General features: G+C 68.2%; 32 protein-coding genes and 1 pseudogene. 4 read left to right on the top strand and 29 right to left on the bottom strand.

Features of this window, described 5'->3' with window-relative positions:
• Nucleotides 1–6 precede the first annotated feature (6 nt).
• Genes ASF49_RS06620 through ASF49_RS06605 form a run of 4 tightly spaced genes read left to right on the top strand, consistent with a single transcriptional unit; the run spans nucleotide 7 to nucleotide 6,876 of the window.
• Nucleotides 7–2,217, top strand: a complete 2,211-nt coding sequence (locus ASF49_RS06620; RefSeq protein WP_056469622.1) for a hybrid sensor histidine kinase/response regulator — start codon at nucleotides 7–9, stop codon at nucleotides 2,215–2,217.
• Between the two features lie 53 nt (nucleotides 2,218–2,270).
• Entirely contained in the window at nucleotides 2,271–3,314 is a 1,044-nt protein-coding gene (gene cheB, locus ASF49_RS06615; RefSeq protein WP_056469621.1) for a chemotaxis-specific protein-glutamate methyltransferase CheB, read from the top strand.
• Nucleotides 3,311–5,017: a response regulator gene (locus tag ASF49_RS06610; RefSeq protein WP_056469620.1), complete on the top strand. Its 1,707-nt coding sequence runs from the start codon at nucleotides 3,311–3,313 to the stop codon at nucleotides 5,015–5,017. Before cheB ends, ASF49_RS06610 begins: the two co-directional genes overlap by 4 nt.
• A gap of 2 nt (nucleotides 5,018–5,019) precedes the next feature.
• The gene (locus tag ASF49_RS06605; RefSeq protein WP_056469619.1) at nucleotides 5,020–6,876 is read left to right on the top strand and encodes a response regulator; all 1,857 of its coding nucleotides are present in this window, start codon (nucleotides 5,020–5,022) and stop codon (nucleotides 6,874–6,876) included.
• Between the two features lie 70 nt (nucleotides 6,877–6,946).
• On the opposite strand, the gene rplQ is transcribed toward ASF49_RS06605, so the two are convergent.
• The 29 genes and pseudogenes from rplQ to tuf all read right to left on the bottom strand — a co-directional run bounded on the left by rplQ (nucleotide 6,947) and on the right by tuf (nucleotide 24,261).
• Nucleotides 6,947–7,357: a 50S ribosomal protein L17 gene (gene rplQ / locus ASF49_RS06600; RefSeq protein WP_055949338.1), complete on the bottom strand. Its 411-nt coding sequence runs from the start codon at nucleotides 7,355–7,357 to the stop codon at nucleotides 6,947–6,949.
• A gap of 196 nt (nucleotides 7,358–7,553) precedes the next feature.
• Nucleotides 7,554–8,573, bottom strand: coding sequence for a DNA-directed RNA polymerase subunit alpha (locus ASF49_RS06595; protein WP_056183544.1), 1,020 nt, complete (start codon nucleotides 8,571–8,573; stop codon nucleotides 7,554–7,556).
• Between the two features lie 120 nt (nucleotides 8,574–8,693).
• Entirely contained in the window at nucleotides 8,694–9,569 is an 876-nt protein-coding gene (locus ASF49_RS06590) for an MBL fold metallo-hydrolase (RefSeq protein WP_056469618.1), read from the bottom strand.
• Nucleotides 9,570–9,613: 44 nt separating this feature from the next.
• Nucleotides 9,614–10,003, bottom strand: a complete 390-nt coding sequence (gene rpsK, locus ASF49_RS06585) for a 30S ribosomal protein S11 (RefSeq protein WP_056091630.1) — start codon at nucleotides 10,001–10,003, stop codon at nucleotides 9,614–9,616.
• A 165-nt stretch (nucleotides 10,004–10,168) separates the two neighbouring features.
• Nucleotides 10,169–10,537, bottom strand: coding sequence for a 30S ribosomal protein S13 (gene rpsM, locus ASF49_RS06580; RefSeq protein WP_019904471.1), 369 nt, complete (start codon nucleotides 10,535–10,537; stop codon nucleotides 10,169–10,171).
• A 231-nt stretch (nucleotides 10,538–10,768) separates the two neighbouring features.
• Nucleotides 10,769–11,368 (bottom strand): adenylate kinase, encoded by a 600-nt coding sequence (locus tag ASF49_RS06575; protein ID WP_056469616.1) that lies wholly within the window; start codon nucleotides 11,366–11,368, stop codon nucleotides 10,769–10,771.
• A 108-nt stretch (nucleotides 11,369–11,476) separates the two neighbouring features.
• The gene (gene secY, locus ASF49_RS06570; protein ID WP_056469611.1) at nucleotides 11,477–12,814 is read right to left on the bottom strand and encodes a preprotein translocase subunit SecY; all 1,338 of its coding nucleotides are present in this window, start codon (nucleotides 12,812–12,814) and stop codon (nucleotides 11,477–11,479) included.
• A gap of 121 nt (nucleotides 12,815–12,935) precedes the next feature.
• A complete protein-coding gene (gene rplO / locus ASF49_RS06565; RefSeq protein WP_056469608.1) occupies nucleotides 12,936–13,439 on the bottom strand; it encodes a 50S ribosomal protein L15 in 504 nt (167 codons plus the stop codon).
• An 11-nt stretch (nucleotides 13,440–13,450) separates the two neighbouring features.
• Nucleotides 13,451–13,642, bottom strand: coding sequence for a 50S ribosomal protein L30 (rpmD, locus tag ASF49_RS06560; protein WP_056469605.1), 192 nt, complete (start codon nucleotides 13,640–13,642; stop codon nucleotides 13,451–13,453).
• Between the two features lie 12 nt (nucleotides 13,643–13,654).
• On the bottom strand, nucleotides 13,655–14,242 hold the full coding sequence (gene rpsE, locus ASF49_RS06555; RefSeq protein ID WP_055949312.1) for a 30S ribosomal protein S5: 588 nt from the start codon (nucleotides 14,240–14,242) through the stop codon (nucleotides 13,655–13,657).
• A gap of 93 nt (nucleotides 14,243–14,335) precedes the next feature.
• Nucleotides 14,336–14,698 carry a 50S ribosomal protein L18 gene (rplR, locus tag ASF49_RS06550; protein ID WP_056469602.1) on the bottom strand — a complete coding sequence of 121 codons (363 nt, stop codon included), beginning with the start codon at nucleotides 14,696–14,698 and terminating at the stop codon, nucleotides 14,336–14,338.
• A 12-nt stretch (nucleotides 14,699–14,710) separates the two neighbouring features.
• A complete protein-coding gene (gene rplF, locus ASF49_RS06545) occupies nucleotides 14,711–15,244 on the bottom strand; it encodes a 50S ribosomal protein L6 (protein WP_055949306.1) in 534 nt (177 codons plus the stop codon).
• Between the two features lie 24 nt (nucleotides 15,245–15,268).
• A complete protein-coding gene (gene rpsH, locus ASF49_RS06540) occupies nucleotides 15,269–15,664 on the bottom strand; it encodes a 30S ribosomal protein S8 (protein WP_055881679.1) in 396 nt (131 codons plus the stop codon).
• A 12-nt stretch (nucleotides 15,665–15,676) separates the two neighbouring features.
• Complete coding sequence (gene rpsN / locus ASF49_RS06535; RefSeq protein WP_056183527.1) at nucleotides 15,677–15,982, bottom strand: 30S ribosomal protein S14; 306 nt, start codon at nucleotides 15,980–15,982, stop codon at nucleotides 15,677–15,679.
• 40 nt (nucleotides 15,983–16,022) lie between these two features.
• Nucleotides 16,023–16,589 (bottom strand): 50S ribosomal protein L5, encoded by a 567-nt coding sequence (rplE, locus tag ASF49_RS06530; protein WP_056469600.1) that lies wholly within the window; start codon nucleotides 16,587–16,589, stop codon nucleotides 16,023–16,025.
• Nucleotides 16,582–16,899 (bottom strand): 50S ribosomal protein L24, encoded by a 318-nt coding sequence (rplX, locus tag ASF49_RS06525; RefSeq protein ID WP_056183523.1) that lies wholly within the window; start codon nucleotides 16,897–16,899, stop codon nucleotides 16,582–16,584. The genes rplE and rplX overlap by 8 nt, the downstream gene beginning before the upstream one ends.
• Entirely contained in the window at nucleotides 16,899–17,267 is a 369-nt protein-coding gene (gene rplN, locus ASF49_RS06520) for a 50S ribosomal protein L14 (protein ID WP_055949294.1), read from the bottom strand. Before rplN ends, rplX begins: the two co-directional genes overlap by 1 nt.
• A 349-nt stretch (nucleotides 17,268–17,616) precedes the next feature.
• Complete coding sequence (gene rpsQ / locus ASF49_RS06515) at nucleotides 17,617–17,880, bottom strand: 30S ribosomal protein S17 (protein ID WP_056469597.1); 264 nt, start codon at nucleotides 17,878–17,880, stop codon at nucleotides 17,617–17,619.
• Between the two features lie 10 nt (nucleotides 17,881–17,890).
• A complete protein-coding gene (gene rpmC / locus ASF49_RS06510; RefSeq protein ID WP_018044221.1) occupies nucleotides 17,891–18,106 on the bottom strand; it encodes a 50S ribosomal protein L29 in 216 nt (71 codons plus the stop codon).
• A gap of 13 nt (nucleotides 18,107–18,119) precedes the next feature.
• The gene (rplP, locus tag ASF49_RS06505; protein ID WP_055949287.1) at nucleotides 18,120–18,533 is read right to left on the bottom strand and encodes a 50S ribosomal protein L16; all 414 of its coding nucleotides are present in this window, start codon (nucleotides 18,531–18,533) and stop codon (nucleotides 18,120–18,122) included.
• A 47-nt stretch (nucleotides 18,534–18,580) separates the two neighbouring features.
• Complete coding sequence (gene rpsC / locus ASF49_RS06500) at nucleotides 18,581–19,321, bottom strand: 30S ribosomal protein S3 (RefSeq protein WP_055949284.1); 741 nt, start codon at nucleotides 19,319–19,321, stop codon at nucleotides 18,581–18,583.
• Between the two features lie 10 nt (nucleotides 19,322–19,331).
• The gene (gene rplV, locus ASF49_RS06495) at nucleotides 19,332–19,718 is read right to left on the bottom strand and encodes a 50S ribosomal protein L22 (RefSeq protein ID WP_055949281.1); all 387 of its coding nucleotides are present in this window, start codon (nucleotides 19,716–19,718) and stop codon (nucleotides 19,332–19,334) included.
• A 2-nt stretch (nucleotides 19,719–19,720) separates the two neighbouring features.
• Entirely contained in the window at nucleotides 19,721–19,999 is a 279-nt protein-coding gene (gene rpsS, locus ASF49_RS06490) for a 30S ribosomal protein S19 (protein ID WP_055949278.1), read from the bottom strand.
• A gap of 5 nt (nucleotides 20,000–20,004) precedes the next feature.
• Nucleotides 20,005–20,841: a 50S ribosomal protein L2 gene (rplB, locus tag ASF49_RS06485; protein WP_055949274.1), complete on the bottom strand. Its 837-nt coding sequence runs from the start codon at nucleotides 20,839–20,841 to the stop codon at nucleotides 20,005–20,007.
• Nucleotides 20,842–20,868: 27 nt separating this feature from the next.
• Nucleotides 20,869–21,165 (bottom strand): 50S ribosomal protein L23, encoded by a 297-nt coding sequence (locus ASF49_RS06480; RefSeq protein WP_018044227.1) that lies wholly within the window; start codon nucleotides 21,163–21,165, stop codon nucleotides 20,869–20,871.
• Entirely contained in the window at nucleotides 21,162–21,782 is a 621-nt protein-coding gene (gene rplD, locus ASF49_RS06475; RefSeq protein ID WP_056469592.1) for a 50S ribosomal protein L4, read from the bottom strand. Before rplD ends, ASF49_RS06480 begins: the two co-directional genes overlap by 4 nt.
• Complete coding sequence (rplC, locus tag ASF49_RS06470) at nucleotides 21,782–22,522, bottom strand: 50S ribosomal protein L3 (protein ID WP_056469590.1); 741 nt, start codon at nucleotides 22,520–22,522, stop codon at nucleotides 21,782–21,784. Before rplC ends, rplD begins: the two co-directional genes overlap by 1 nt.
• A gap of 50 nt (nucleotides 22,523–22,572) precedes the next feature.
• Nucleotides 22,573–22,881, bottom strand: coding sequence for a 30S ribosomal protein S10 (gene rpsJ, locus ASF49_RS06465; protein ID WP_018044230.1), 309 nt, complete (start codon nucleotides 22,879–22,881; stop codon nucleotides 22,573–22,575).
• 90 nt (nucleotides 22,882–22,971) lie between these two features.
• A pseudogene (tuf, locus tag ASF49_RS06460) lies at nucleotides 22,972–24,261 on the bottom strand (elongation factor Tu).

Here is a 24,261-nt window from a genome sequence, read left to right as displayed (position 1 = left end):
CGACCGATGGACATTCGCCAGCTTCTTCTCGCGGCGTTCGAGGTCGAGCACCGCGAGCACATCGATGCGATCCGCGCCGCCCTGGGGGGCGAGGGCAGCGAGCATGTCCCCGATTGGAACGACGTCTTCCGGCGGGCGCACAGCCTGAAGGGCGCGTCCCGGGCCGTCGACCTTCCGGCGGTGGAAGCCGTTGCCCATCGCCTGGAGACCCTGTTCGAGCGCGTGGTGGCACAGGAGGGCGGCCTGTCGCGCACGGACACCGCCGCCGTCCACCTCGCCCTCGACCGGGTCGAGGCCTACGTGGCCGGGCTGACGGACGGTGCCGGTCCGGACATGCCGGACGACGCCCTCGCGGCCCTCGACCGTGCCCTCGACCCGCAGGCCATCGCGGTGCCCGAGCCGTCGCCCCCTGCCCCGCATTCCCCCGGTGTCCTGCCCCCTCCTCCGGCACCGAAGCCCGGTCCGGCGGAGGCTCCTGGCGAGGCTGCGCAGACACTCTTGCGGGTCCCGGCCGACGCGGTCGAGGCGCTGACGCGGGCGACGCACGAACTCGCCAGCGCCCTCGGCGGCGAGGCGGTGCTCGCCGAGGGCCTCGCCCGCCTCGGCCGCCGGGCCTCCGACCTCGCCCGCCTCACCGAGCGCCGGCGCGGCGCCCGAGGTTCGGAAACCGAGGTGGACATGCGGGCCCTGGAGACCGGGCTCCTCGCCCTGGCGCGCGACGCTGCCGATCTGGCTCGGGTTCGCAGCGCCCTCGCCTCCTCCGTGGACGGCGCCATGAGCCGGGTCGCCGGCGAGGCCGAGCGCCTGGCCCTGGTCCCGGCCGAGACCGCCTTTGGCGGTTTCGCGCGAGCCCTGCGCGACCACGCCCGTGAGGCGGACCGGACCATCGAGGTGACCGCGCGCGGCCTCGATCTCCCCGTCGACCGGGGGATGCTCCAGACCCTCAAGGACCCCGTCCTACACGCCCTTCGCAACGCGCTCAGCCACGGCGCCGAGACGCCCGACACGCGCCGGCGCCTCGGCAAGCCGGATGCTCTGGCCATCGGCCTCGACGTCGAGGTCCAGGGGGGACGCCTCGTCGTCCGCGTGCACGATGACGGCCGCGGGCCGGACCTCGCCGCCATCGCCGAGACCGCCCGCCGCCGCGGCCTGCTCAGCGCGGACGCCGATCCGGAACCGGAGGCGCTCCTCGCCCTGGTGTTCGAGCCCGGCTTCTCCACCGCCTCCGCCGTCGACACCCTTTCGGGTCGCGGCATCGGCCTCTCGGTGGTGGCCGACGCCGCGCGTCGGCTCGGCGGAACGGTCCGGCTCGGCCCGCGCAGCCCCGTCGGAACCGAGCTCGTGATGGCGCTGCCGCTCTCGGCCGCCCGGCGGGCGATGCTCCTCGTCCGTGCCGGCGGGATCACCTACGCGATCCCGAGCGCCTCGGCCGAGCGCCTGCTGCGCCTGGATCGTGGCGATCTCGCGCAGGTGATGGGCCGCACGGTGGCGCAGGTGGAGATCGACGGCGGCGCCGTCAGCCTGCCGGTCCTCGATCTGATGAACCTCCTCGGCCTTCCGGCCCCGGCGGAAGGGGGCGAAGCCGGCCGTTCGGCGATCCTGCTCCGCGGCAACGGGCGCCGATGCGTGCTCGCCGTGGATGGGCTGTCCGACGTGACGACGCTGCGGGTGCTGCCGGCCCCGCCGATCGGAATCGATCCCCGCCTGATCACCGGAACGGTGATCCTGCCCGGGGACCGGCCCGCCCTCGTCCTCGACGCCGAGGGGCTGATCGCACGCGCGGGCGAGGCCGGCGCGGCTGCGGCGCCGCAACCCACGGGCAACCGCGGAACGATCGCGCAGGCGCCACGTTCGACGATCCTTGTCGTAGACGATTCCATCACCACGCGAACCTTGGAGAAGGGTATCTTGGAAGCGGCAGGGTACCGCGTCGTCGTCTGCGTGGACGGCCAGGACGCGCTCGACCGTCTGCGCGCGGGCGTCGAACCCGTGGATCTCGTCGTCGCCGACGTGGAGATGCCGCGTCTCGACGGCTTCGGCCTGCTCAAGGCCCTGCGCGCCGATGAGGCCTTCGCGCGCCTGCCGATCGTCCTGATGACGTCCCGCGGCGATGCGGAGGACGTGGCCCGCGGCCTCGACCTCGGGGCGGACGCCTACCTGACGAAGCAGACCTTCGACCAGCGCAAGCTCCTCGACACCATCGGACAATTGCTGTGAGCGGACACGGGCGGGACGAAACGACGCCGGGGGCGCCCGCGCGCGTGCGGGTGATGCTGGTCGAGGATTCCCTGGTGGTGCGTCAGCTCCTCATCCACATCGTCGGCCGGGATCCGCGCCTGGAGGTCGTCGCGGCCGTGGCCTCCGGTGAGGAGGCTCTGGCGACGATCGGGCAGATCCGCCCGGACGTCGTCTCGATGGATATCCGCCTGCCCGGCATCGACGGTCTGGAGACGACCCGGCGGATCATGGCCGAGCGACCGACGCCCATCGTGGTCATCGCCGATTCGATCGAGGATTCCTCCCTGCGGATCTCCATGAACGCCCTGCGGGCGGGCGCCCTATCGGTGGTCGAGAAGCCGGTGGCCACCACCCACGCCGGCTACGATGCCGCCGCCAGCGAGATCTGCACGCAGCTGCGCATCATGGCCGCCGTGCCGGTGATCCGGCGCCGGCCGATCGGTTCGGAATGGGCCGGTCGCGTCGCTACCCCGCCGCCGGTGGCCGCGGCCCTGAGGGTACCGGAATCCGCCAGCGTGCTCGCCATCGCGGCCTCGACCGGCGGGCCTCCCGCCCTCGCCCGGGTGATCGGGGCGCTACCCGCGAACTTTCAGCTTCCGGTCCTCGTCGTCCAGCACATGGGGTCCGCCTTCATGGAGGGCTTCGCCACCTGGCTGAACGGGGTCGTCGGGCTGCCGGTCGCCCTCGCCCGCGAGGGCGAGCGCGCCGAGCCCGGCCGCGTCTACGTGGCTCCGGGGGACCGGCACCTGGAACTCGGCGGCGGCGGTCACCTGCGGATCAGCGACGCCGCTCCGGTCGGCGGCCAGCGTCCGGCCGCCACGGCCCTGTTCCGCTCCGTCGCCCGGCATGCCGGCGCCCGCGGCATCGGTGTCCTCCTGACCGGGATGGGCGAGGACGGCGCCCTCGGCCTCCTCGACATGCGTCGCGCCGGAGGCCACACCGTGGCCGAGGACGAGACCACCGCGGTGGTGTTCGGGATGCCGGCCGCCGCCATCCGCCTCTCGGCCGCCGGAACCGTCCTGCCCCTGGACCGGATCGCCGCCCATCTCGCCCGCGTCGCGGAGGCCGCGCCGTGACCGAGGCCGCTCCGCCCCGCCTCCTCCTCGTCGAGGATTCCGAGACCCAGGCCCTCGAATTGCGGCTCCTGCTCGAGTCGAAGGGCTACGCGGTGGAGCGCTGCGCCACCGCCGAGGCGGCCCTCGACCACCTCAACACCCGCCTGCCCGATCTTGTGGTGGCGGATCACCATCTCCCCGGCATGAACGGCGACGAGTTTGCCCGCCAGCTCCGGCTCTCCCTGCGCACTCGCGCCCTGCCCTTGCTGATGCTCACCGGCGCGCGCGATGGCGAGCGCCAGGGCCTGGAGAGCGGCGCCGACGCCTACGTGGCGAAATCCGCCGATCGGGACCTCCTCGTGCTGCGCATCCGCGCCCTGCTGCGCGAGCGCATGGGCGGCAGCGACGGGCCGGGTGTCTCAGCCTTCCGCCGCGGCCGCGTCCTCGTGGTCGATGCGAGCGCCACCTATCGGACCTTCCTGGCCAGCCTCCTCGCCCATGAGGGCCAGGAGGTCACCACGGCCGACAGCCACGACGCGGCCCTCGCGGCCCTCGCGACGGAGGGCGCCGCCTTCGACTGCGTGACGATCGACCTCCTCGCCACGACCTATGACGGCCTCGCCCTGTGCCGGGCGATCAGCGACCACCGCAATGCCGGGCTCGCGGGCCGCGAGGCCGGTGCCCCGACCTTCCAGGTGGTCGGGATCGCCGGTTCCAATCCGGCCAAGGACTTCCTCGTCGAGGCCTTCGCGGCGGGGGCCGACGATGTCGTGTCGAAAGCCGACGGCGAGATCCTGGTGATGCGGGTGCGCAGCCTCGTGCGCCGCAAGCTCCTGGAGGAGGACAACCGCCGGATCGCCGGGGAATTCGGTGCCCGCGAGCGCGCCCTGGAGCGCGCCCGGGCGGAGGCCGAGGCGGCGGAGGCTCGCGCTGCCCTGGCCGGGGCCCTCGAGCAGGCCAATGCGGACCTCGCCACCGCCAACCGCAAGCTCACCGACGCCCAGGCCAAGCTCGTCCAGGCAGCCAAGATGGCCTCCCTCGGCGAGCTCGTGGCGGGCATCGCCCACGAGATCAACAATCCTCTGGCCTTCATCCTCGCCCATCAGGGCACCGTGGAGCGCATTCTCGGCGAGGTCGCCGCCGCACCCGATTCGCCCGACAGCCCGCGCCGGCTCAAGAAATGCGGCGACCGCGTCGGGGCCATGCGGATGGGCCTCACCCGCATCCAGGACCTCGTCCTCAACCTGCGCAAGTTCTCCCGCCTCGACGAGGGCGAGCGCACCCTGGTGCACGTGCCGGAGGCGATCGAGACCGTCCTCGCCCTGATCCAGCACAAGCTCGGCGACCGGATCGCGGTGGTGCGGGAGTTCGGCGGCCGGCCGGAGATCCACTGCACGCCCGCCCTCCTGAACCAGGTCGTCATGAACATCCTCGGCAATGCCGCGGACGCGATGCCCGAGGCCGGAACCATCACCATCGAGACGCGCAGCCTTCCCGACACCGACGTCATCCGCATCAGCGACACCGGTCCGGGCATTCCCGAAGCGCTGCGCGAGAAGATCTTCGAGCCGTTCTTCACCACCAAGCCCGTCGGCTCGGGGACAGGCCTCGGCCTCGCGATTGCCTACAGTGTCGTCCAGGCGCATAGCGGCACGCTCAGCGTCGAGGCCGCTCCCGGAGGTGGGGCCTGTTTCGTGATCGGCATTCCACGGCAGACGGGTTGAGCATGTCACTGGGCACGATCCTCGCCGTCGACGACGAACCGGACATCCTCATCGCCCTCGAAGACCTTTTCGAGGACCAGTACCGCGTCCTCACGACGACGAAGCCGGCCGAGGCGCTGCAGATCCTGGCGGCCAACCCGGACGTCGCCGTCATCCTCTCGGACCAGCGCATGCCGGGCATGACCGGCGACGCCATGCTGGCCGAGGCGCGCAAGGTCCACGACGCCCAGGCGATCCTGCTCACCGGCTACGCCGACATGAGCGCGGTGGTCGCGGCCCTGAACCAGGGCGGAATCACCGGCTACGCGACGAAGCCCTGGGACGCGAACCTGCTGCGCAACACCGTGCGCCAGGCCTACGAACGCCACCAGCTCGGCCGGGACCTCGCCACCGAGCGGGCGCTCCTGCGCGGCCTCCTCGACAACGCCGAGGACGCGATCTCCTTCAAGGATGCGGACGGACGCTTCGTGCGCCTCAACGCGCGCAAGGCCGCCCGCCTCGGCGGCGACGTCGCCGGCTGTCTCGGGCGCACCGAGGATGCGGTCCTCGACGGCGGGGAGGCGATCCGCAGCGCCGATGCCGCCGCCATCGCGGCCGGAGAGCCGAGCGACAGCCTGGTCGCCGAGGGCGCGATCGGGGCGGAACGCTGGCGCCACGTCACGCGCGTGCCGATCCGCGACGCGGCGGGTGAGATCACTCACCTCGCCACCATCGAGCGCGACGTGACCGAGCAGAAGACCCTGGAGGCGCGCCTGCGCCAGTCGGACAAGATGCAGGCCCTGGGCACCCTGGCCGGCGGCATCGCCCACGACTTCAACAACCTGCTGATGGCGATCCTCGGCAGCCTCGAACTCGTCGCGCCCAAGGTCGCCGAGCAGCCGCGGGTCCAGCGCCTCGTCGGCAACGCGATGCAGGCGGCCCAGCGCGGCGCCTCCCTGACCAAGCGCCTCCTCAGCTTCAGCCGCTCCCGCGACCTGCGCCCCCGCGCCGTCGACGTGAATGGCCTCATCACCGGGATGCACGACCTGCTCGCCGGGAGCCTCGGCGGCCTCGTCACCGTCGAGACGATCCTCGCGCCCGAGGCGCCTGCCGCCTGCGTCGACCCGGACCAGCTCGAACTCGCGATCCTCAATCTCTGCATCAACGCCCGCGACGCGATGCCGGAGGGCGGCCGGATCGTCGTGGCCACCCGCAGTCTCGCCCTCGAGACCGATCCCGACTTGCCGGCCGGTGCCTACCTGTCCGTGGAGATCGTCGATTCGGGAAGCGGCATCGCACCGGAAATCCTCGCCCGGGTCTGCGAGCCGTTCTTCACCACCAAGGCTGTGGGCCAGGGCACGGGACTCGGCCTCGCCATGGTGTTCGGTCTCGCCCAGCAATCCCGCGGGCGCCTTCGCATCGAGAGTGCGCCGGGGGAAGGCACCCGCGTCCAGATCATCCTGCCGCGGGTCGAGGCGGCGAGCCCGAGCGAAGTGCCATCGCCCGGGGCCGCCTTGCCGGCCGCCCGGGCCGCCCGCATCCTCGTCGTCGACGACGATTCCGAGGTCCGGCATGTGACCGCCTCGTTCCTGTCGAGCTTCGGCTACAGCGAGCGCGAGGCCAGCGACGGCTCCACCGCCCTGTCGCTGATGGAACAGGGTCGCTTCGACCTCGTCGTCGCCGACCTGGCGATGCCCGGCATGACCGGCGTCGAGTTCGCCGAGATCGTGCGCGCGCGCTGGTCCGATGTGCCGGTGCTCATCGTCACGGGCCACGCCGAGGCGATCCCGATCCCGGCCGACCTGCCCGTGCTGCGCAAGCCCTTCGAGTCGGCCGAACTCGCGGCGGCGGTCTCGCGGCTCCTCGACCGGGCCGCCTGAGGCCGACACGGCGGCCAACAAAAAAGGCGGCCCGGAGGCCGCCTGATTCGTCGTCGGATCGCGGTGCGGCTTACGCCGCGTCGTCCACCAGAACCGGGCCGGAATCCTTACCGCGCGCGTCGACGTCACGGTCGACGAACTCGATGACGGCCAGCGGGGCGTTGTCGCCGTAGCGGAAGCCGGCCTTCATGATGCGGCAGTAGCCGCCCGGACGGGTGTTGTAGCGCGGGCCGATCACGGCGAAGAGCTTGCGGACCATGGCCTCGTCGCGGATCTGCGACATGGCGAGGCGGCGGGCATGCAGGCTGTCGGTCTTGCCGAGGGTGATCAGCTTCTCGATGACTGGACGCAGATCCTTGGCCTTCGGCAGGGTGGTGACGATCTGCTCGTGCTTGATCAGCGCGGCCGACATGTTGGCGAACATCGCCTTGCGGTGTTCGGTGGTGCGGTTGAAACGACGACCGCGAAATCCATGACGCATGATGGCTGTCCTTGGTTGATGGCCGCCGTGCCACGGTACGGCCAAGCACCCCTCCGAATGGTTCTTCGGGGCTGTTCATTCCGCATGACCCCGCGGCGGGATTCGTTTGGGAGTTGGCGTGAAGCGAACCCCGATGGCGTCGGCCGAACCGGCGGCGCCGAGAGGCGCCGCCACGTTTGGCTTGCGACGGCTCGCCTCAGTAGTGCTCTTCGAAGCGCTTGGCGAGATCCTCGATGTTCTCCGGCGGCCAGCCGGGGATGTCCATGCCGAGGTGGAGGCCCATCGCGGCGAGGACTTCCTTGATCTCGTTGAGCGACTTGCGGCCGAAGTTCGGGGTGCGCAGCATCTCGCCCTCGGACTTCTGGATGAGGTCGCCGATGTAGACGATGTTGTCGTTCTTCAGGCAGTTGGCCGAACGCACCGAGAGCTCGAGCTCGTCGACCTTCTTGAGAAGGGCCGGGTTGAAGGGGAGTTGCGGCGCGAGCGGCTGCGCCTCCTCCTTGCGGGGCTCCTCGAAGTTCACGAACACCTGGAGCTGGTCCTGGATGATGCGCGCGGCATAGGCCAGGGCATCCTCCGGAGACACGGCGCCGTTGGTCTCGATCGTCATCGTCAGCTTGTCCTTGTCGAGATCCTGACCCTCGCGGGTGGTCTCGATGCGGTAGGACACCTTGGTGACGGGCGAGAACAGCGCGTCCACCGGGATCAGACCGATCGGCGCGTCCTCGGGACGGTTGCGCTCGGCCGGGACGTAACCCTTGCCGGTCGCAACCGTGAATTCCATGCGGATCTCGGCGCCGTCATCGAGGGTGCAGATGACGAGGTCGGGATTCAGGATCTGGACGTCGCCCACCGTGCCGATGTCGCCGGCGGTGACGATTCCGGGGCCGGTCTTGCGCAGGGTCAGGCGCTTGGGCGCCTCGGTCTGCGAGCGGATGGCGATGGTCTTGATGTTGAGGACGATGTCGGTCACGTCCTCGCGCACGCCGGGGATCGACGAGAATTCGTGCAGCACGCCGTCGATCTGCACCGAGGTCACGGCTGCGCCCTGGAGCGAGGACAGCAGCACGCGGCGCAGGGAGTTGCCGAGCGTGGTGCCGAAGCCGCGCTCGAGGGGCTCGGCGACGACGGTGGCGACCCGCTTGGGGTCGTGCCCGGTCGAGACCTGGAGCTTGTTCGGCTTGATGAGCTCTTGCCAGTTCTTCTGAATGACCACGATGCTACCTCTCGCAAGATCGGCGCGGGCCACACAGGTGGTCCACGCATCGCCCGTCGACGCCGCGCCATCGGCGCCCGGCGGGCTGGAAACTGTTGCGTCCGCGTCGAGCGCGGACCGTTACTGGGCCGCGACCCAGAGTTCCGGAACGAAACTGTAGGCGGCCCCGTCCCGGGCGACGTAGCCCAGGGCCGGAAACTCCAGGTGCGCACCCGCCACGAAGGTCCGGTCGGCCGCGACGGCGTCGAGCATCCGGCGGCGCACGGCGCGTGCCTGATCCACGTCTGTGTCGAAGACCATACCGGCTTCCGGCTGCTTGAACTGGATCGCCGGCAGGTGAACGATGTCCGCCCACATCAAAAGCGACGCGTCGTCCGACGTGATGCGATAGCCGGTATGTCCCGGCGTGTGCCCCGGCAGCGGGACCGCCTCGATCCCGGGGGCGACGCTGCCGCCCACGACGGTACGAAGGCGCCGGCCGTAGGGTGAGGTCGCCTTCCGGGCCATCTCGAAATACGGCTTCGCCCCGTCCGGCGCGCGGGCGAGGGCTCCGTCGTCGAGCCAGTGCGCCGCCTCGTCGGCATGCACCACGAGCTCGGCATTCGGATAGGCCGCGGCGCCGTCATCCGTGATCAGGCCGCCGGCATGGTCGGGATGCAGATGCGTCAGCAGCACGGTCTCGATGCTGTCCGGCGAGACGCCGGCCGCCGCGAGGGCCGCCGGAACGCGACCGAGGGACGGGCCACCGAAATGGCCCATCCCGCTGTCGATGAGGAGCGGCTTGCGCCCGGGACCCGTGATCAGGAACGCGTTGAGCGTGATTCGGGGATCCTGCGCGCGAAAGCCGGCGGCCTGTAAGGCGCCGGCCTCCGCACGATCGATCCCGGTGACGAGATCCAGCGACCCCTGAAGGTAGCCGTCATTCATCACCGTGACCGTCAGATCACCCAAGCTCCACCGCAGCACACCCGGAAGCGGATTCTGAGCATTCGACACGCGCGTCTCCGTGACAGGTCCCAAAAGTTCGCGACGGCGTCCGCTCAGACGCGACGACGCTTGCGCGGGCGGCAGCCGTTGTGCGGGATCGAGGTCACGTCGCGGATCGACGTCACGGTGAAGCCGGCGGCCTGCAGGGCGCGCAGGGCCGATTCACGACCGGAACCCGGGCCGGAGACCTCGACCTCGAGGGTGCGCATGCCGTGCTCGGCAGCCTTGCGGGCGGCGTCCTCGGCCGCGACCTGGGCAGCGTAGGGGGTCGACTTGCGCGAGCCCTTGAAGCCCATGGCGCCGGCGGACGACCACGAGATGGTGTTGCCCTGGGCGTCGGTGATGGTGACCATCGTGTTGTTGAACGAGGCGTTCACGTGGGCGACGCCCGAAACGATGTTCTTGCGTTCGCGGCGACGAACGCGGGTTGCTTCCTTGGCCATGTGTTCTCTCGTCCTTCAGGCGCGCCCGTCATTCCAGGCGCTCGGGAGTCTTCTAGGGTGCCGGCGGCGCGGGCTTGGATCACCGTGCCACGTGGCGGGATCCGCCGCGCGGGAGGTCCTGCGCGACGGGCGGGAGGCCGAGCAGAGCCTCCCAATTCGATCCGATTACTTCTTCTTGCCGGCGATCGGCTTGGACTTGCCCTTGCGGGTGCGCGCGTTGGTGTGCGTGCGCTGGCCGCGGACGGGCAGGTTGCGGCGATGGCGCAGGCCACGGTAGCAGCCGAGATCCATCAGGCGCTTGATGTTCATCGAGACTTCGCGGCGCAGGTCGCCCTCGACGATGTAGTCGCGGTCGATGGTCTCGCGGATCGACAGCACTTCGGCGTCGGTCAGCTGGTTGACGCGGCGCTCGGCCGGGATCCCGACCTTGCCGGTGATCTCCTCGGCCTTCTTGGGGCCGATGCCGTGGATGTACTGCAGCGCGATGACGACGCGCTTGTTGGTCGGGATGTTAACGCCAGCGATACGAGCCAAGATGTCTCTCCATGGGGGCGCCGGACCTGAGGCCGGGCCGGGTGTCACGCGCGTCCGGTGGAGACCGGCCCCTGCGCGCCGTCCAAAACGACAAATCGGCCCGCATCGGCCTCTTGGAGAGGCGATCCGGACCCACTTCCTCTGAACGAAGACCGGCCCACTAGCGCGGGCCGGAGGATGTGTCAACCCGGGAAGACCGCGGCCGAAGGGCCGCGCCACCCGCGCCTCGGGTCAGTTCGCGGGGGCGGTGTGGCGGTCGAGGATCGCCACGAGATCCTCGGAGACCGCGTCGACCGGCTTCATGCCGTCGATGGTCTGCAGGAGCCCGGTCCCGGCGTAGTAGTCGGACAGAGGCGCCGTCTGCTTGCGATAGGCATCGAGGCGGGTCTTGAACACCTCGGGTGTGTCGTCCTTGCGCACGGGCTGACCGCGGGCCGCCGTTTCCTGGGCGCGCTTTGCGATCCGGCCGACCAGGGCATCCTCGTCCACGACGAACTCGATGACGGTGTCGAGAGCGATGCCTTTCTGCGCCAGCATCGCATCGAGGGCCTTGGCCTGCTCCACGGTGCGCGGAAATCCGTCGAGGATGAAGCCCGTCTTGGCGTCCGCCTCCTCGATGCGGTCGGCGACGATGCCGACCACGATCGCGTCCGAGACGAGGCCGCCCGATTCCATCACGCTCTTCGCCTGCAGGCCGACCGGCGTGCCGGCCGCGACGGCGGCGCGCAGCATGTCGCCGGTCGAGAGCTGCGGAATGCCATAGCGTGCCACGATCCGCTCGGACTGCGTCCCCTTCCCCGCGCCGGGCGGCCCAAGCAGGATGATGCGCATGGTGTCGTTTCCTCAGGTCCGTTCGGCTTGGTTATCCGGCGATCCTGCGCGGGGCCGGGTCTCTGAACTCTAGCGAGGGCGGCGGTGGGCGCGAAGCCCGCCGCGCCGTCAGCGCCGGCGCGTCGCCCCGCGCAGCTTCGCCTTTTTGACGAGGCCTTCGTACTGGTGGGCCATCAGGTGACCGTGGATCTGCGCCACCGTGTCCATGGTCACCGAGACCACGATCAGCAGGGATGTGCCGCCGAAGCCGATGGCGGCCGACGAGTAGGAGGCCAGGATCTCGGGTACTAGGCAGACGAAGGTGAGGTACAGCGCGCCGATCAGGGTGATGCGGGTCAGCACCTTGTCGATGAAGGCCGCGGTGCGCTCGCCCGGCCGGATGCCGGGAATGAAGCCGCCATGCTTCTTCAGGTTGTCCGCCGTCTCCTCCGGATTGAAGACCACGGCGGTGTAGAAGAACGCGAAGAAGATGATCAGGGCCGCGTAGAGCACCATGTAGAGCGGCCGGCCATGGCCGATATAGGTGGTGATCGTGGCCAGGATGCCGGTGCCGCCGTTATTGGCCGAGAAGCTCGCCACCGTCGCGGGCAGGAGCAGCAGGGACGAGGCGAAGATCGGCGGGATCACGCCGGCGGTGTTGAGCTTCAGCGGCAGGAACGAGGTCTGGCCCTCGTACATGCGGTTGCCGACCTGGCGCTTCGGGTAGTTGATCAGCAGGCGACGCTGGGCCCGCTCCATGAACACGATGAAATAGACCAGGGCGATGGCGGCCACGCCCATGCCGAGGATGACGGCCGAGGACAGCGCACCGGTGCGACTCAGCTCGAGCGCGCCGACGATCGCCACCGGCAGATGGGCGACGATGCCGGCGAAGATGATCAGCGAGGAGCCGTTCCCGATGCCGCGCGACGTGATCTGCTCGCCGATCCACATCAGGAAGAGCGTGCCGCCCGTCAGGGTGATGACGGTGGACAGGATGAAGAACGGACCGGGCTCGATCGCGGCGCTCGATCCCTGCAGGCCGAAGGCGATGCCCCAGGACTGGACCAGCGCCAGCACGACCGTGAGGTAGCGGGTGTACTGGTTGATGACCTTGCGGCCGGACTCGCCTTCCTTCTTCAGCGCCTCGAGGCTCGGGATCACCGAGGTCAGGAGCTGGATGATGATGGAGGCCGAGATGTACGGCATGATGTTGAGCGCGAAGATCGCCATGCGCTCGACGGCACCGCCGGAGAACATGTTGAAGAGCCCGAGCACGCCGCCCGATTGCTGCTGGAAGTTCCGCGCGAACTGCTCCGGATCGATGCCAGGGATCGGGATGTAGGTTCCGAGGCGGAACACGATGAGCGCGCCCAGCGTGAACCAGATGCGCTTCTTGAGCTCGTCGGCCTTGGCGATGGCCCCGAAATTGAGGTTCGCGGCAAGCTGCTCGGCGGCTGAGGCCATGGCACCGGTTCCTGATATCGATCCGTACGGGAGCCGAGGCTCCCCTTAAACTGATACGGCGGCCACGCGCGAGGTTGCACGGGCCGCCGCTCAGAGCTTCGACTTAAAGTCTGGCGTTGGGCTACGCAACCACGCGGGCGGGCTTGCCCCGGGTGGAGACACCGTCGCCATAGGTCACGGCGACCGTGCCGCCGGCCTTCTCGACACCCTCGATCGCCGACTTCGACGCGCGGGTGACCTCGAAGGTCAGCTTGGTGGTCAGTTCACCGACGCCGAGGAGCTTCACGCCGTCACGGGCGCGAGCGCAGATGCCGGCGGCGATCAGCGTCTCGACGGTGACGGTGGCGCCCGCCTCGATGCGGCCGGCATCGACAGCCTGCTGGACGCGACCGAGATTCACCTCGTTCAGGTCCGTGGAATACAGGTTGTTGAAGCCGCGCTTCGGCAGACGACGATGCAGCGGCATCTGGCCGCCCTCGAAGCCCTTGATGGAGACGCCGGTGCGGGCCTTCTGACCCTTAACGCCGCGTCCCGCGGTCTTGCCCTTGCCGGAGCCGATGCCCCGGCCGACGCGCATCCGATTCTTGGTGGCGCCGTCGTTGTCGCGAAGTTCGTTGAGTTTCATGATGCCCTCCCTCAGGCCGCGTCGCTGAGAACGCGCACGAGGTGCTGCACCTTGCGGATCATGCCGCGCACGGAGGGGGTATCCTCCAGCTCGGAGACCCGGTGCAGCTTGTTGAGCTTCAGGCCGATCAGCGTCGCGCGCTGGTCGCCTTCGCGGCGGATGGGCGAGCCGATCTGCTCGACCCGGAGAGTCTTCTGTGCCATCGGACCCTCCCCTTACGCGACTGCGGCTTCGGACATGTCGGACGGATCGGCATCGCGGCGACGGGCCTGGAGAGCCGACACCTTGAGACCGCGACGGGCCGCGACGGAGCGCGGGCTGTCTTCGTTCTTGAGCGCCTCGAAGGTGGCGCGCACGAGGTTGTAGGGGTTCGAGGAGCCGAGGCTCTTGGCCACCACGTCCTGCATGCCCAGCGTCTCGAAGACGGCGCGCATCGGACCGCCGGCGATGATGCCGGTGCCCTGGGGGGCGGCGCGCAGGATGACCTTGCCGGCGCCGTGACGACCGTAGACGTCGTGGTGCAGGGTGCGGCCCTCGCGGAGCGCCACGCGGACGAGACCACGCTTGGCGGCTTCCGTGGCCTTGCGGATCGCCTCGGGCACTTCGCGTGCCTTGCCGTGGCCGAAGCCGACGCGGCCCTTCTGATCGCCGACGACGACGAGGGCTGCGAAGCCGAAGCGACGGCCGCCCTTCACCACCTTGGCGACCCGGTTGATGTGGACGAGCTTGTCCACGAACTCGCTGTCGCGCTCCTCGCGCTCATCGCGGCGGCCGCGGCCCCCGCCTTCACGTTCACGTGCCATACTGAATGTCCATCTCACTGGCGCGGGTGGCGGACCCGCTCGCTTGAATCGTCTGGAACGGAGAGCGGCGCGAGCCGCCCTCCTCCGCCAATCTTAGAACTCGAGGCCACCCTCGCGGGCGGCTTCGGCGAGCGCCTTGACGCGCCCGTGATAGAGGTAGCCCGAGCGATCGAAGATCACCTGGGTGACGCCGGCGGCCTTGGCGCGCTCGGCGACGAGCTTGCCGACGGCCTGCGCCGCCGAGACGTCGGCCCCGGTCTTCAGGCCGGTGCGGAGATCCTTGTCGAGGCTCGAGGCCGCAGCGAGGGTCTTGCCCGCCGCGTCGTCGATGACCTGGACGTAGATCTGCTTGGACGAACGGAACACCGAGAGCCGGGGCCGTCCGTTGGCCGCCGCCCGCAGCGCGCGGCGCACACGCGCCTTGCGGCGGTCGAGTGCATCGATTTTGCGTGACATGTTCGGCGGCCCTTACTTCTTCTTGCCTTCCTTGCGGAAGATGAACTCGCCCGCGTACTTCACGCCCTTGCCCTTGTAGGGCTCCGGGCCGCGATAGTCGCGGATCTCGGCGGCCACCTGGCCGACCACCTGCCGGTCGATGCCGGAGATGACGATCTCGGTGGGCTTCGGCACCGCGATCGTGATCCCCGCGGGGATCTCGTACTCGATGTCGTGGCTGTAGCCGAGCGAGAGCTTCAGAGCCTTGCCGGCCATCGCGGCGCGGTAACCCACGCCGGTGATCTCGAGCTTCTTCTCGAAGCCCTTGGAGACGCCCTCGACGAGGTTCGCCACCTGTGCACGGGAGGTCCCCCAGAGCGAGCGGGCCTCCTTGGTCTGGTTCTTGGGCTGCACCGAGACGGCGCCGTCCTCGAACTTCACGTCGACCACGTTGGGGACAACGTACTGGAGCTCGCCCTTGGAGCCCTTCATCTTCACCGTTTGACCGGTCACCGTGGCCGTCACGCCGGACGGGACGGGAACGGGCTTCTTGCCTACGCGAGACATCGCCTTATTCCTCCAAGTCCGAGATCAGAACACCTTGCAGAGCACTTCACCGCCGACGTTGCGCTCACGCGCCTCGTGGTCGGCCATGACGCCCTGCGGGGTGGACACGATGGTGACGCCGAGACCGTCGGCGACGCGCGGCAGCTCGCCGACCGACGAGTAGACGCGGCGGCCAGGCTTCGACACGCGCTGGATCGAGCGGATGACGGGCTGGCCGTCGTAGTACTTCAGCTCGATCGCGAACTCGGTGCGGCCGTTGCCGTAATCCGTGGTCGCGTAGTCGCGGATGTAGCCCTCGGACTTGAGGACGTCGAGCACGCTGGCGCGCAGGCGGGAGCCGGGCGTCTGGACGACGTTGCGGCGGCGCTGCTGACCGTTGCGGATGCGGGTGAGCATATCACCCACGGGATCGTTGACCATGGTGGTTGCTCCTTACCAGCTCGACTTGACGAGACCGGGGATCAGACCCTGGTTGCCGAGTTCGCGCAGCGCGATGCGCGAGATGCCCATCTTGCGATAGAAGGCGCGCGGACGGCCGGTCATGCCGCAGCGGTTGCGGATGCGGGTGGGGGACGAATTGCGGGGCAGTTCCGCGAGCTTGAGGCGCGCCTCGAAGCGCTCCTCCATTTCGAGGGACTCGTCATTCGCCGTGGCAAGCAGCGCCTTGCGCTTGGGAGCGTAGAGCTTCACCAGCGCTTCGCGGTGCTTGTTCTTCTCGATCGAGCTTTTCTTTGCCATTTCTCTCTCCGGTGTCCGCGTCTGAGACCTTAGGAAGGGCTCACTGCCGGAACGGGAATCGGAACTGTGTGAGGAGCGCGCGCGCCTCAGCATCGGTGCGGGCCGTCGTCTGGATGACGATGTCCATGCCCCAGGTGGCCTCGGCCTTGTCGTACGAGATCTCCGGGAACACGAGGTGCTCCTTGAGGCCCAGCGCGTAGTTGCCGTTGCCGTCGAAGGAACGCGGGTTCAGACCGCGGAAATCGCGGACGCGCGGGAGCGCGATCGTGATCAGGCGATCCATGAACTCGTACATGCGCTGCTTGCGCAGCGTCACCTTGCAGCCGATCGGCATGCCCTCGCGGACCTTGAAGGTCGCGATGGCCTTGCGGGCCTTGGTGATGACCGGCTTCTGGCCGGCGATGAGAGCGAGATCGCCGGCGGCGACGGACGCCTTCTTCGAATCGGCGGTCGACTCGCCGACGCCCATGTTGATCACGATCTTCTCGATGACCGGAACCTGCATGGGGTTCTTGTAGCCGAACTCTTCGATCAGCTTCTGGCGCACCACTTCGTCGTAGTGCTTGCGCAGGCGCGGGACGTACCCGTCAGTGTTCTTCTCAGCCATCGATCAGATCCCCCGAGCGCTTGGCGAACCGGACTTTGCGGCCGTCGTCGAGAATGCGGAAACCAACGCGCGTGGGCTGACCATCCTTGGGGTCGGCGACGGCGATGTTGGACAGGTGAATCGCAGCTTCCTTGGAGACGATGCCGCCTTCCTGGTTCTGCGTCTGCTTCTGGTGCTTCTTGACCAGGTTGATGCCGCGCACCAGGGCGCGGTCTTCCTTGGGAAGCACCTGGATGACCTCGCCCGAGCGACCCTTGTCGCGACCAGTGAGGACGACGACCTTGTCGCCTTTCTTGACCTTGGCGGCCATTACAGCACCTCCGGCGCGAGCGAGATGATCTTCATGTGGTTGCGGGCGCGCAGCTCGCGCGGAACCGGTCCGAAGATGCGGGTGCCGATCGGCTCCTTCTGATTGTTGATCAGAACGGCGGCGTTCTTGTCGAAGCGGATCACCGAACCGTCGGGACGCTTCACTTCCTTCGCCGTGCGAACGACGACCGCCTTCATGACGTCGCCCTTCTTCACGCGGCCCCGGGGAATGGCTTCCTTGACGGAGACCACGATGATGTCGCCGACGCCGGCGTACTTACGCTTCGACCCGCCCAGAACCTTGATGCACATCACGCGGCGCGCACCAGAGTTATCGGCGACGTCCAGATTCGTCTGCATCTGGATCACGGGCAGTGACCTTTCCATTGTTTCAGGCGGGTTTCCGCACGCGGACGGTATTGTCCGGCGGACGACGCCTGATGGGGATCTGATGTCCCCGGCTCATATGAAACGCCGCGCAATCGGTGTCCGTGGACTCCGGCGCGGTCGCCGCGTACGAAGGGTGCGGACACCCCTCTCATCTGTCGCGAAGGCATGCCCACTACACCGGGCGGCACCAACGCGCAAGGTCTATTTGCGGATCCGCGCGCTCCGACGGGAACGCGCGGCTCGCACGATTTCTGGCCGCCAAGCCGAAGGTGGCAACGAAAAAGCGGACGCCCCGACGAGCGCCCGCTTCAACGTCCGTGCATGACGCTCAGGCCTCGGCCGGAGCAGCCCCGGTGGCGGCGGCGCCCTCGACCAGCTTCCAGGTCTTGGTCTTCGAGAAAGGACGGCATTCCTCGATCGACACGGTCTGTCCGACCTTGGCGACGTTGGCCTCGTCGTGGGCGTGGTAGTTCTTCGAGCGACGGACGGTCTTCTTCATCACCGGATGGGTGAAGCGGCGCTCCACCTTCACGACGATGGTCTTCTCGCCCTTGTCGCTGACGACGACGCCCTGCAATACGCGCTTCGGCATGGTGTACTCCTCAGGCCTGCGCCGACTTCAGCGTCTTCTGACGCTGGAGCGTACGGACGCGGGCGATATCGCGGCGGACTTCGCGGACGCGCGCGACGTTCTCGAGCTGGCCGGTGGCGCCCTGGAAGCGCAGGTTGAACTGCTCCTTCTTCAGGTTCAGCAGCTCATCGTTCAGCTGATCGGGCGACAGGGCGGCCAGATCCGACTGTCTCTGCGACGACTTCATGATCCCCTCCCTCTCAATCAGCGATGCGCTGAACGACGCGCGTGCGGATCGGGAGCTTCGCCGCGCCGAGGCGCAGGGCCTCTTTCGCGACGTCCTCGGCCACGCCGTCGACTTCGAACATGATACGACCGGGATGCACGCGGGCAGCCCAGAACTCGGGTGCACCCTTGCCGGAGCCCATGCGGACCTCGGTGGGCTTGGCCGTGACCGGAACGTCCGGGAAGATCCGGATCCAGACACGGCCCTGGCGCTTCATCTCGCGGGTGATCGCGCGGCGGGCCGCCTCGATCTGGCGCGCGGTGATGCGCTCGGGCTCGACGGCCTTCAGGCCGAACGTCCCGAAGTTGAGGTCGAAGCCGCCCTTGGCCGCACCGTGGATGCGACCCTTGAACTGCTTACGGAACCTGGTCTTCTTGGGTTGCAACATGGCAGCCTCTCAACACCTTTCTGGGTGACGGGGTCACGAACACGCCGTCAGGCGTGCTCGCGCCGGCCGCGCTCGCGGCCACCCTCACCATCGCGCTCGCGACGGCCGCCCGAACGGCCACCCTCTTCCTGCGCCTTCTTGTCCTGTGCCATCGGGTCGTGCTCGAGGATCTCGCCCTTGAACACCCACACCTTGATGCCGCACGTCCCGTAGGTCGTGAAGGCGGTGGCGACGCCGTAATCGACGTCGGCGCGGAGGGTATGCAGGGGAACGCGGCCCTCGCGGTACCACTCCTGGCGGGCGATCTCGGCGCCGCCGAGACGACCCGAGCAGTTGATACGGATGCCTTCGGCTCCGAGACGCATGGCCGACTGCACGGCGCGCTTCATGGCGCGACGGAAGGCGACGCGGCGCTCGAGCTGCTGGGCGATCGAGTCGGCCACCAGGGTGGCGTCGATCTCGGGCTTGCGCACCTCGACGATGTTGATCGTCACGTCGGCCTTGGTCAGCGTCCCGACCAGCTTGCGCAGCTTCTCGATGTCCGCGCCCTTCTTGCCGATGACCACACCCGGACGACCCGAGTGGATGGTGACGCGGCACTTCCGGTGCGGACGCTCGATGACGATCTTCGAGACGGCAGCCTGCTTGAGCTGCTTCATGAGGGCGGCGCGGATCGCGACGTCCTCGTGCATGAGCTTGGCGTATTCACCCTTCTGGGCGAACCAGCGGGAGTCCCAGGTCCGGTTGATACCGAGCCGCAAACCGATCGGATTGACTTTCTGGCCCATCAGGTCCTCCTCACGCCGCTTCGGCGGTCGGGACTTCGCGCACCACGATGGTGAGGTTCGCGAAGGGCTTCAGGATACGGGCGCCGCGGCCACGCGCACGGGCGTGGAACCGCTTCAGCACGAGCGCCTTGCCGACGAAGGCCTGGGAGACGACGAGATCGTCGACGTCCAGGTTGTGGTTGTTCTCGGCATTGGCGATGGCGCTCTCGAGGCACTTCTTGACCTCGCGGGCGATCCGCTTGCGAGAGAATTCGAGATCGGCGAGCGCCGAGTCGACCTTCTTGCCGCGAATGAGCTGCGCGACGAGATTGAGCTTCTGCGGGCTGACGCGCAGCATGCGCGCGACGGCCTGAGCCTCGTTCTCGGGGAGCGCGCGGGGAGTGGCGGGCTTGCCCATGATCAGCGCCTCTTCGACTTCTTGTCGGCTGCGTGACCGTGGAAGGTGCGGGTCGGCGAGAACTCGCCGAACTTGTGGCCGACCATTTCCTCGGAGACGTAGACCGGGATGTGCTTCTGTCCGTTGTGCACACCGAAGGTGAGCCCGACGAACTGCGGCAGGATCGTGGAGCGGCGGCTCCAGATCTTGATGACTTCGTTACGGCTGGAACCGCGAGCGGCTTCGGCCTTCTTGAGGAGGTAGCCGTCGATGAACGGCCCCTTCCAGAGCGAGCGTGCCATGGGCGTTACTTCTTACGGTTATGACGGCTGGACAGGATGAAGACGTCGGTCCGCTTGTTCGAGCGGGTCTTCTTCCCCTTCGTGGGAACGCCCCAGGGCGTGACCGGGTTACGGCCGCCGGAGGTACGTCCCTCGCCGCCGCCGTGCGGGTGGTCGACCGGGTTCATGGCAACACCGCGCACGTGCGGGCGCTTGCCGAGCCAGCGGTTGCGGCCGGCCTTGCCGAGCGAGATGTTCATGTGGTCCGGGTTGGACACCGCGCCGACGCTGGCGAAGCACTGACCGTGGACCAGGCGCTGCTCGCCCGAGTTCAGGCGGAGCGTGACGTAGCCCTGATCGCGGCCGACGATCTGGGCGTAGTTGCCGGCGGAGCGGGCGATCGCGCCGCCCTTGCCGATCTTGAGCTCGACGTTGTGGACGATCGTGCCCACCGGCATGTTGCCGACCGGACCGGCATTGCCGGGCTTGATGTCGACCTGCTCGGCCGCGATCACCTTGTCGCCGGGCGACAGGCGCTGCGGAGCCAGGATGTAGCTCTGCGTGCCGTCGGGGAAGGCGATCAGGGCGATGAACGCGGTGCGGTTCGGATCGTATTCGATCCGCTCGACCGTTGCGGACACGCCCATCTGCTCGCGACGCTTGAAGTCCACGTTGCGGAGCGTGCGCTTGTGACCGCCGCCGCGAAAGCGGACCGTGATGCGGCCAAGGTTGTTGCGGCCGCCGGACGACGACTTGCCCTCGGTGAGCTTCTTGACCGGCTTGCCCTTGTAGAGCTCACGGCGGTCGACGAGCACGAGCTGGCGAAGGCTCGGCGTGACCGGTTTGAATGTCTTCAAGGCCATCGGTGGTAATCCTTAACCCGACTTGTCTCAGAGGCCGGTCGTGACGTCGATCGTCTCACCCTCGGCGAGGGTCACGATCGCTTTCTTCACGTCCGAGCGCTGTCCGCGAAGCCCGCGGAAAATCTTCTTCTTGCCCTTGGTGACGAGCGTGTTCACGCCCGTGACCTTGACGTCGAACAGTTTCTCGACCGCCTCTTTGATCTGCGGCTTGGTCGCCTTCGGGGAAACCCGGAACACGACCTTGTTCTGCTCGGTGAGATTCGTCGCCTTCTCGGTGATGACCGGGGAGACGATGATGTCGTAGTGGCGCGGATCGGCACTCATTGGAAACGCGCCTCCAGCGCATCGATCGCTGCGCGGGTCAGCACGAGCTTCTCGCGACGCAGGATGTCGTACACGTTGATGCCCTGGATCGGCAGCACGTCGATCTGCGGGATGTTGCGGGCGGCGCGGGCGAAGTTCACGTCCACCTCGGCACCACCGATGATCAGGGCGCTGGACAGGCCCATCTTCTCGAAGCGCTCGACGAGCCCCTTGGTCTTGCCCTCGGCTAGTTTCACGTCGTCGACGATGATGAGGGTCGAATCCTTCACCTTCGCAGAGAGGGCGTGCTTCAGGGCGAGTGCGCGGACCTTCTTCGGCAGGTCGTGGGCATGGCTGCGCACGACCGGACCGAAGGCGCGTCCACCACCGCGGAACTGCGGGGCGGAGGCGGCGCCGTGACGGGCGTTACCGGTGCCCTTCTGCTTGTACAGCTTCTTGCGCGTCCGGTTCACGTCCGAGCGGTTCTTGACCGCATGGGTGCCGGCCTGACGCTTGGCGAGCTGCCAGCGGACCATGCGCTGGAGCAAGTCGACGCGGGGCTCGAGACCGAAGATGGTCTCGTCCAGATCGACGGAACCGGCACCGGCGCCATCGAGCGTGGTGATATCGAGCTTCATCACGCGTTCTCCTCGGAAGCGGGAGCCTCGGGAGCCGGCGCGTCGGTGGCGGGGGCCGAGGCGCCCTGCTCACGGAACTTGCCAGGCTGCGGAACGTCCGCGGGAAGCTTGCGCTTCACCGCGTCGCGGATCTGGATCCAGCCGCCGGCGACGCCGGGGACGGCGCCTTCGACGAGGATCAGGCCGCGCTCAGGATCCGTGCGAACGACGCGCAGGTTCTGGGTCGTGACACGGTCGACGCCCATGTGACCGGGCATCTTCTTGTTCTTGAAGGTCTTGCCCGGGTCCTGACGGCCACCGGTCGAACCGATCGAGCGGTGCGAGATGGAGACGCCGTGAGTGGCGCGGAGACCGCCGAAGTTCCAGCGCTTCATGCCGCCAGCGAACCCCTTACCCGTGGTGGTGCCCGTCACGTCGACGAACTGGCCCGGGATGAAGTGGTCGGCGGTGATCTCGGCGCCGACCGGGATCAGCTTGTCCTCGGACACGCGAAACTCGGCGAGCTTCTGCTTGGGCTCGACCTTGGCGACCGCGAACCGGCCGCGCTCGGCAGCCGACACGTTCTTCACTTTGGCCTTGCCGACGCCGACCTGAAGGGCGACGTAGCCGTTCTTTTCGACGGTACGGTGGGCTACCACCTGGCATTGATCGATTTTGAGCACTGTGACGGGCACATGTTCCCCAGCATCCGTAAAGATGCGGGTCATGCCGACCTTCTGTGCGATGACGCCTGAGCGCATAGGTGTCTCCCTCGCGCGATTCTACGGTAAGCTCTAAATCCCCGCGGGACTCAGAGCTTGATCTCCACGTCCACGCCGGCGGCGAGGTCGAGCTTCATCAGCGCGTCCACGGTCTGGGGCGTCGGATCGACGATATCGAGGACGCGCTTGTGGGTGCGCATCTCGAACTGCTCGCGCGACTTCTTGTCGATGTGCGGCGAGCGGTTGACGGTGAACTTCTCGATATGCGTCGGCAGCGGGATCGGACCACGGATGGTGGCGCCGGTGCGCTTGGCCGTCGAGACGATCTCGCGGGTCGACGCATCGAGGATGCGATGGTCGAACGCCTTGAGGCGGATGCGAATATTCTGACCGTTCATGACCTGAAACCTTGGCGGGGCGATTGAGGGGCGGGCGCGAGGACCCGCCCCTCAATCGTTCCCTGCAGACTGACCGTTTGGACGGCGCGATTAATCGTTGATGGCGGCGACGACGCCGGCGCCGACGGTGCGTCCGCCTTCACGGATGGCGAAGCGCAGCTTCTCTTCCATGGCCACCGGCCGGCGCGATTAATCGTTGATGGCGGCGACGACGCCGGCGCCGACGGTGCGTCCGCCTTCACGGATGGCGAAGCGCAGCTTCTCTTCCATGGCCACCGGCACGATCAGGGTGACGTCCATGGTCACGCTGTCGCCGGGCATCACCATCTCGGTGCCCTCGGGCAGCACGCACACGCCGGTCACGTCCGTGGTGCGGAAGTAGAACTGCGGGCGGTAGTTGGTGAAGAACGGCGTGTGGCGGCCGCCCTCCTCCTTGGTCAGGATGTAGGCCTCGGCCTTGAACTTGGTGTGGGGCTTGACCGAGCCGGGCTTGCACACGACCTGGCCGCGCTCGACGTCCTCGCGCTTGGTGCCGCGCAGCAGCACGCCGACGTTGTCGCCCGCCTGGCCCTGGTCGAGCAGCTTGCGGAACATCTCGACGCCCGTGACCGTCGTGGTCTGGGTGTCGCGGATGCCCACGATCTCCACCGTCTCGCCGACCTTGACGATGCCGCGCTCGACGCGACCCGTCACCACCGTGCCGCGGCCCGAGATCGAGAACACGTCCTCGATCGGCATCAGGAACGGCTTGTCGATCGGACGCTCCGGCTGCGGGATGTAGGCATCCACCGACGCCATCAGTGCCAGCACCGCGTCGTGGCCGATCGCCTTGTCGCCGTTGTCCAGCGCCACCTTGGCCGAGCCCTTGGTGATCGGGATGTCGTCGCCGGGGAAGTCGTACTTCGAGAGGAGCTCGCGCACCTCCATCTCGACGAGCTCGAGCAGCTCGGCGTCGTCGACGAGGTCGACCTTGTTGAGGAACACCACCAGGGCCGGCACGCCGACCTGGCGCGCCAGCAGGATGTGCTCGCGGGTCTGCGGCATCGGGCCGTCGGCCGCCGACACCACCAGGATCGCGCCGTCCATCTGCGCCGCACCCGTGATCATGTTCTTCACGTAGTCGGCGTGGCCCGGGCAATCCACGTGCGCGTAGTGCCGGTTCGTGGTCTCGTACTCCACGTGCGCCGTCGAGATCGTGATCCCGCGCGCCTTCTCCTCCGGCGCCTTGTCGATCTGGTCATACGCCGTGAACGTCGCACCGCCCGTCTCGGCCAGAACCTTCGTGATCGCCGCCGTCAAAGACGTCTTGCCGTGATCCACGTGACCAATCGTGCCAATGTTGCAGTGCGGCTTCGTACGCGCGAATTTCTCTTTGGCCAT

Origin of the sequence: Methylobacterium sp. Leaf104, assembly GCF_001422885.1 — a bacterium.
Classification (GTDB): Bacteria; Pseudomonadota; Alphaproteobacteria; order Rhizobiales; family Beijerinckiaceae; genus Methylobacterium.
This window is presented reverse-complemented; position numbering and strand designations above follow the sequence as displayed.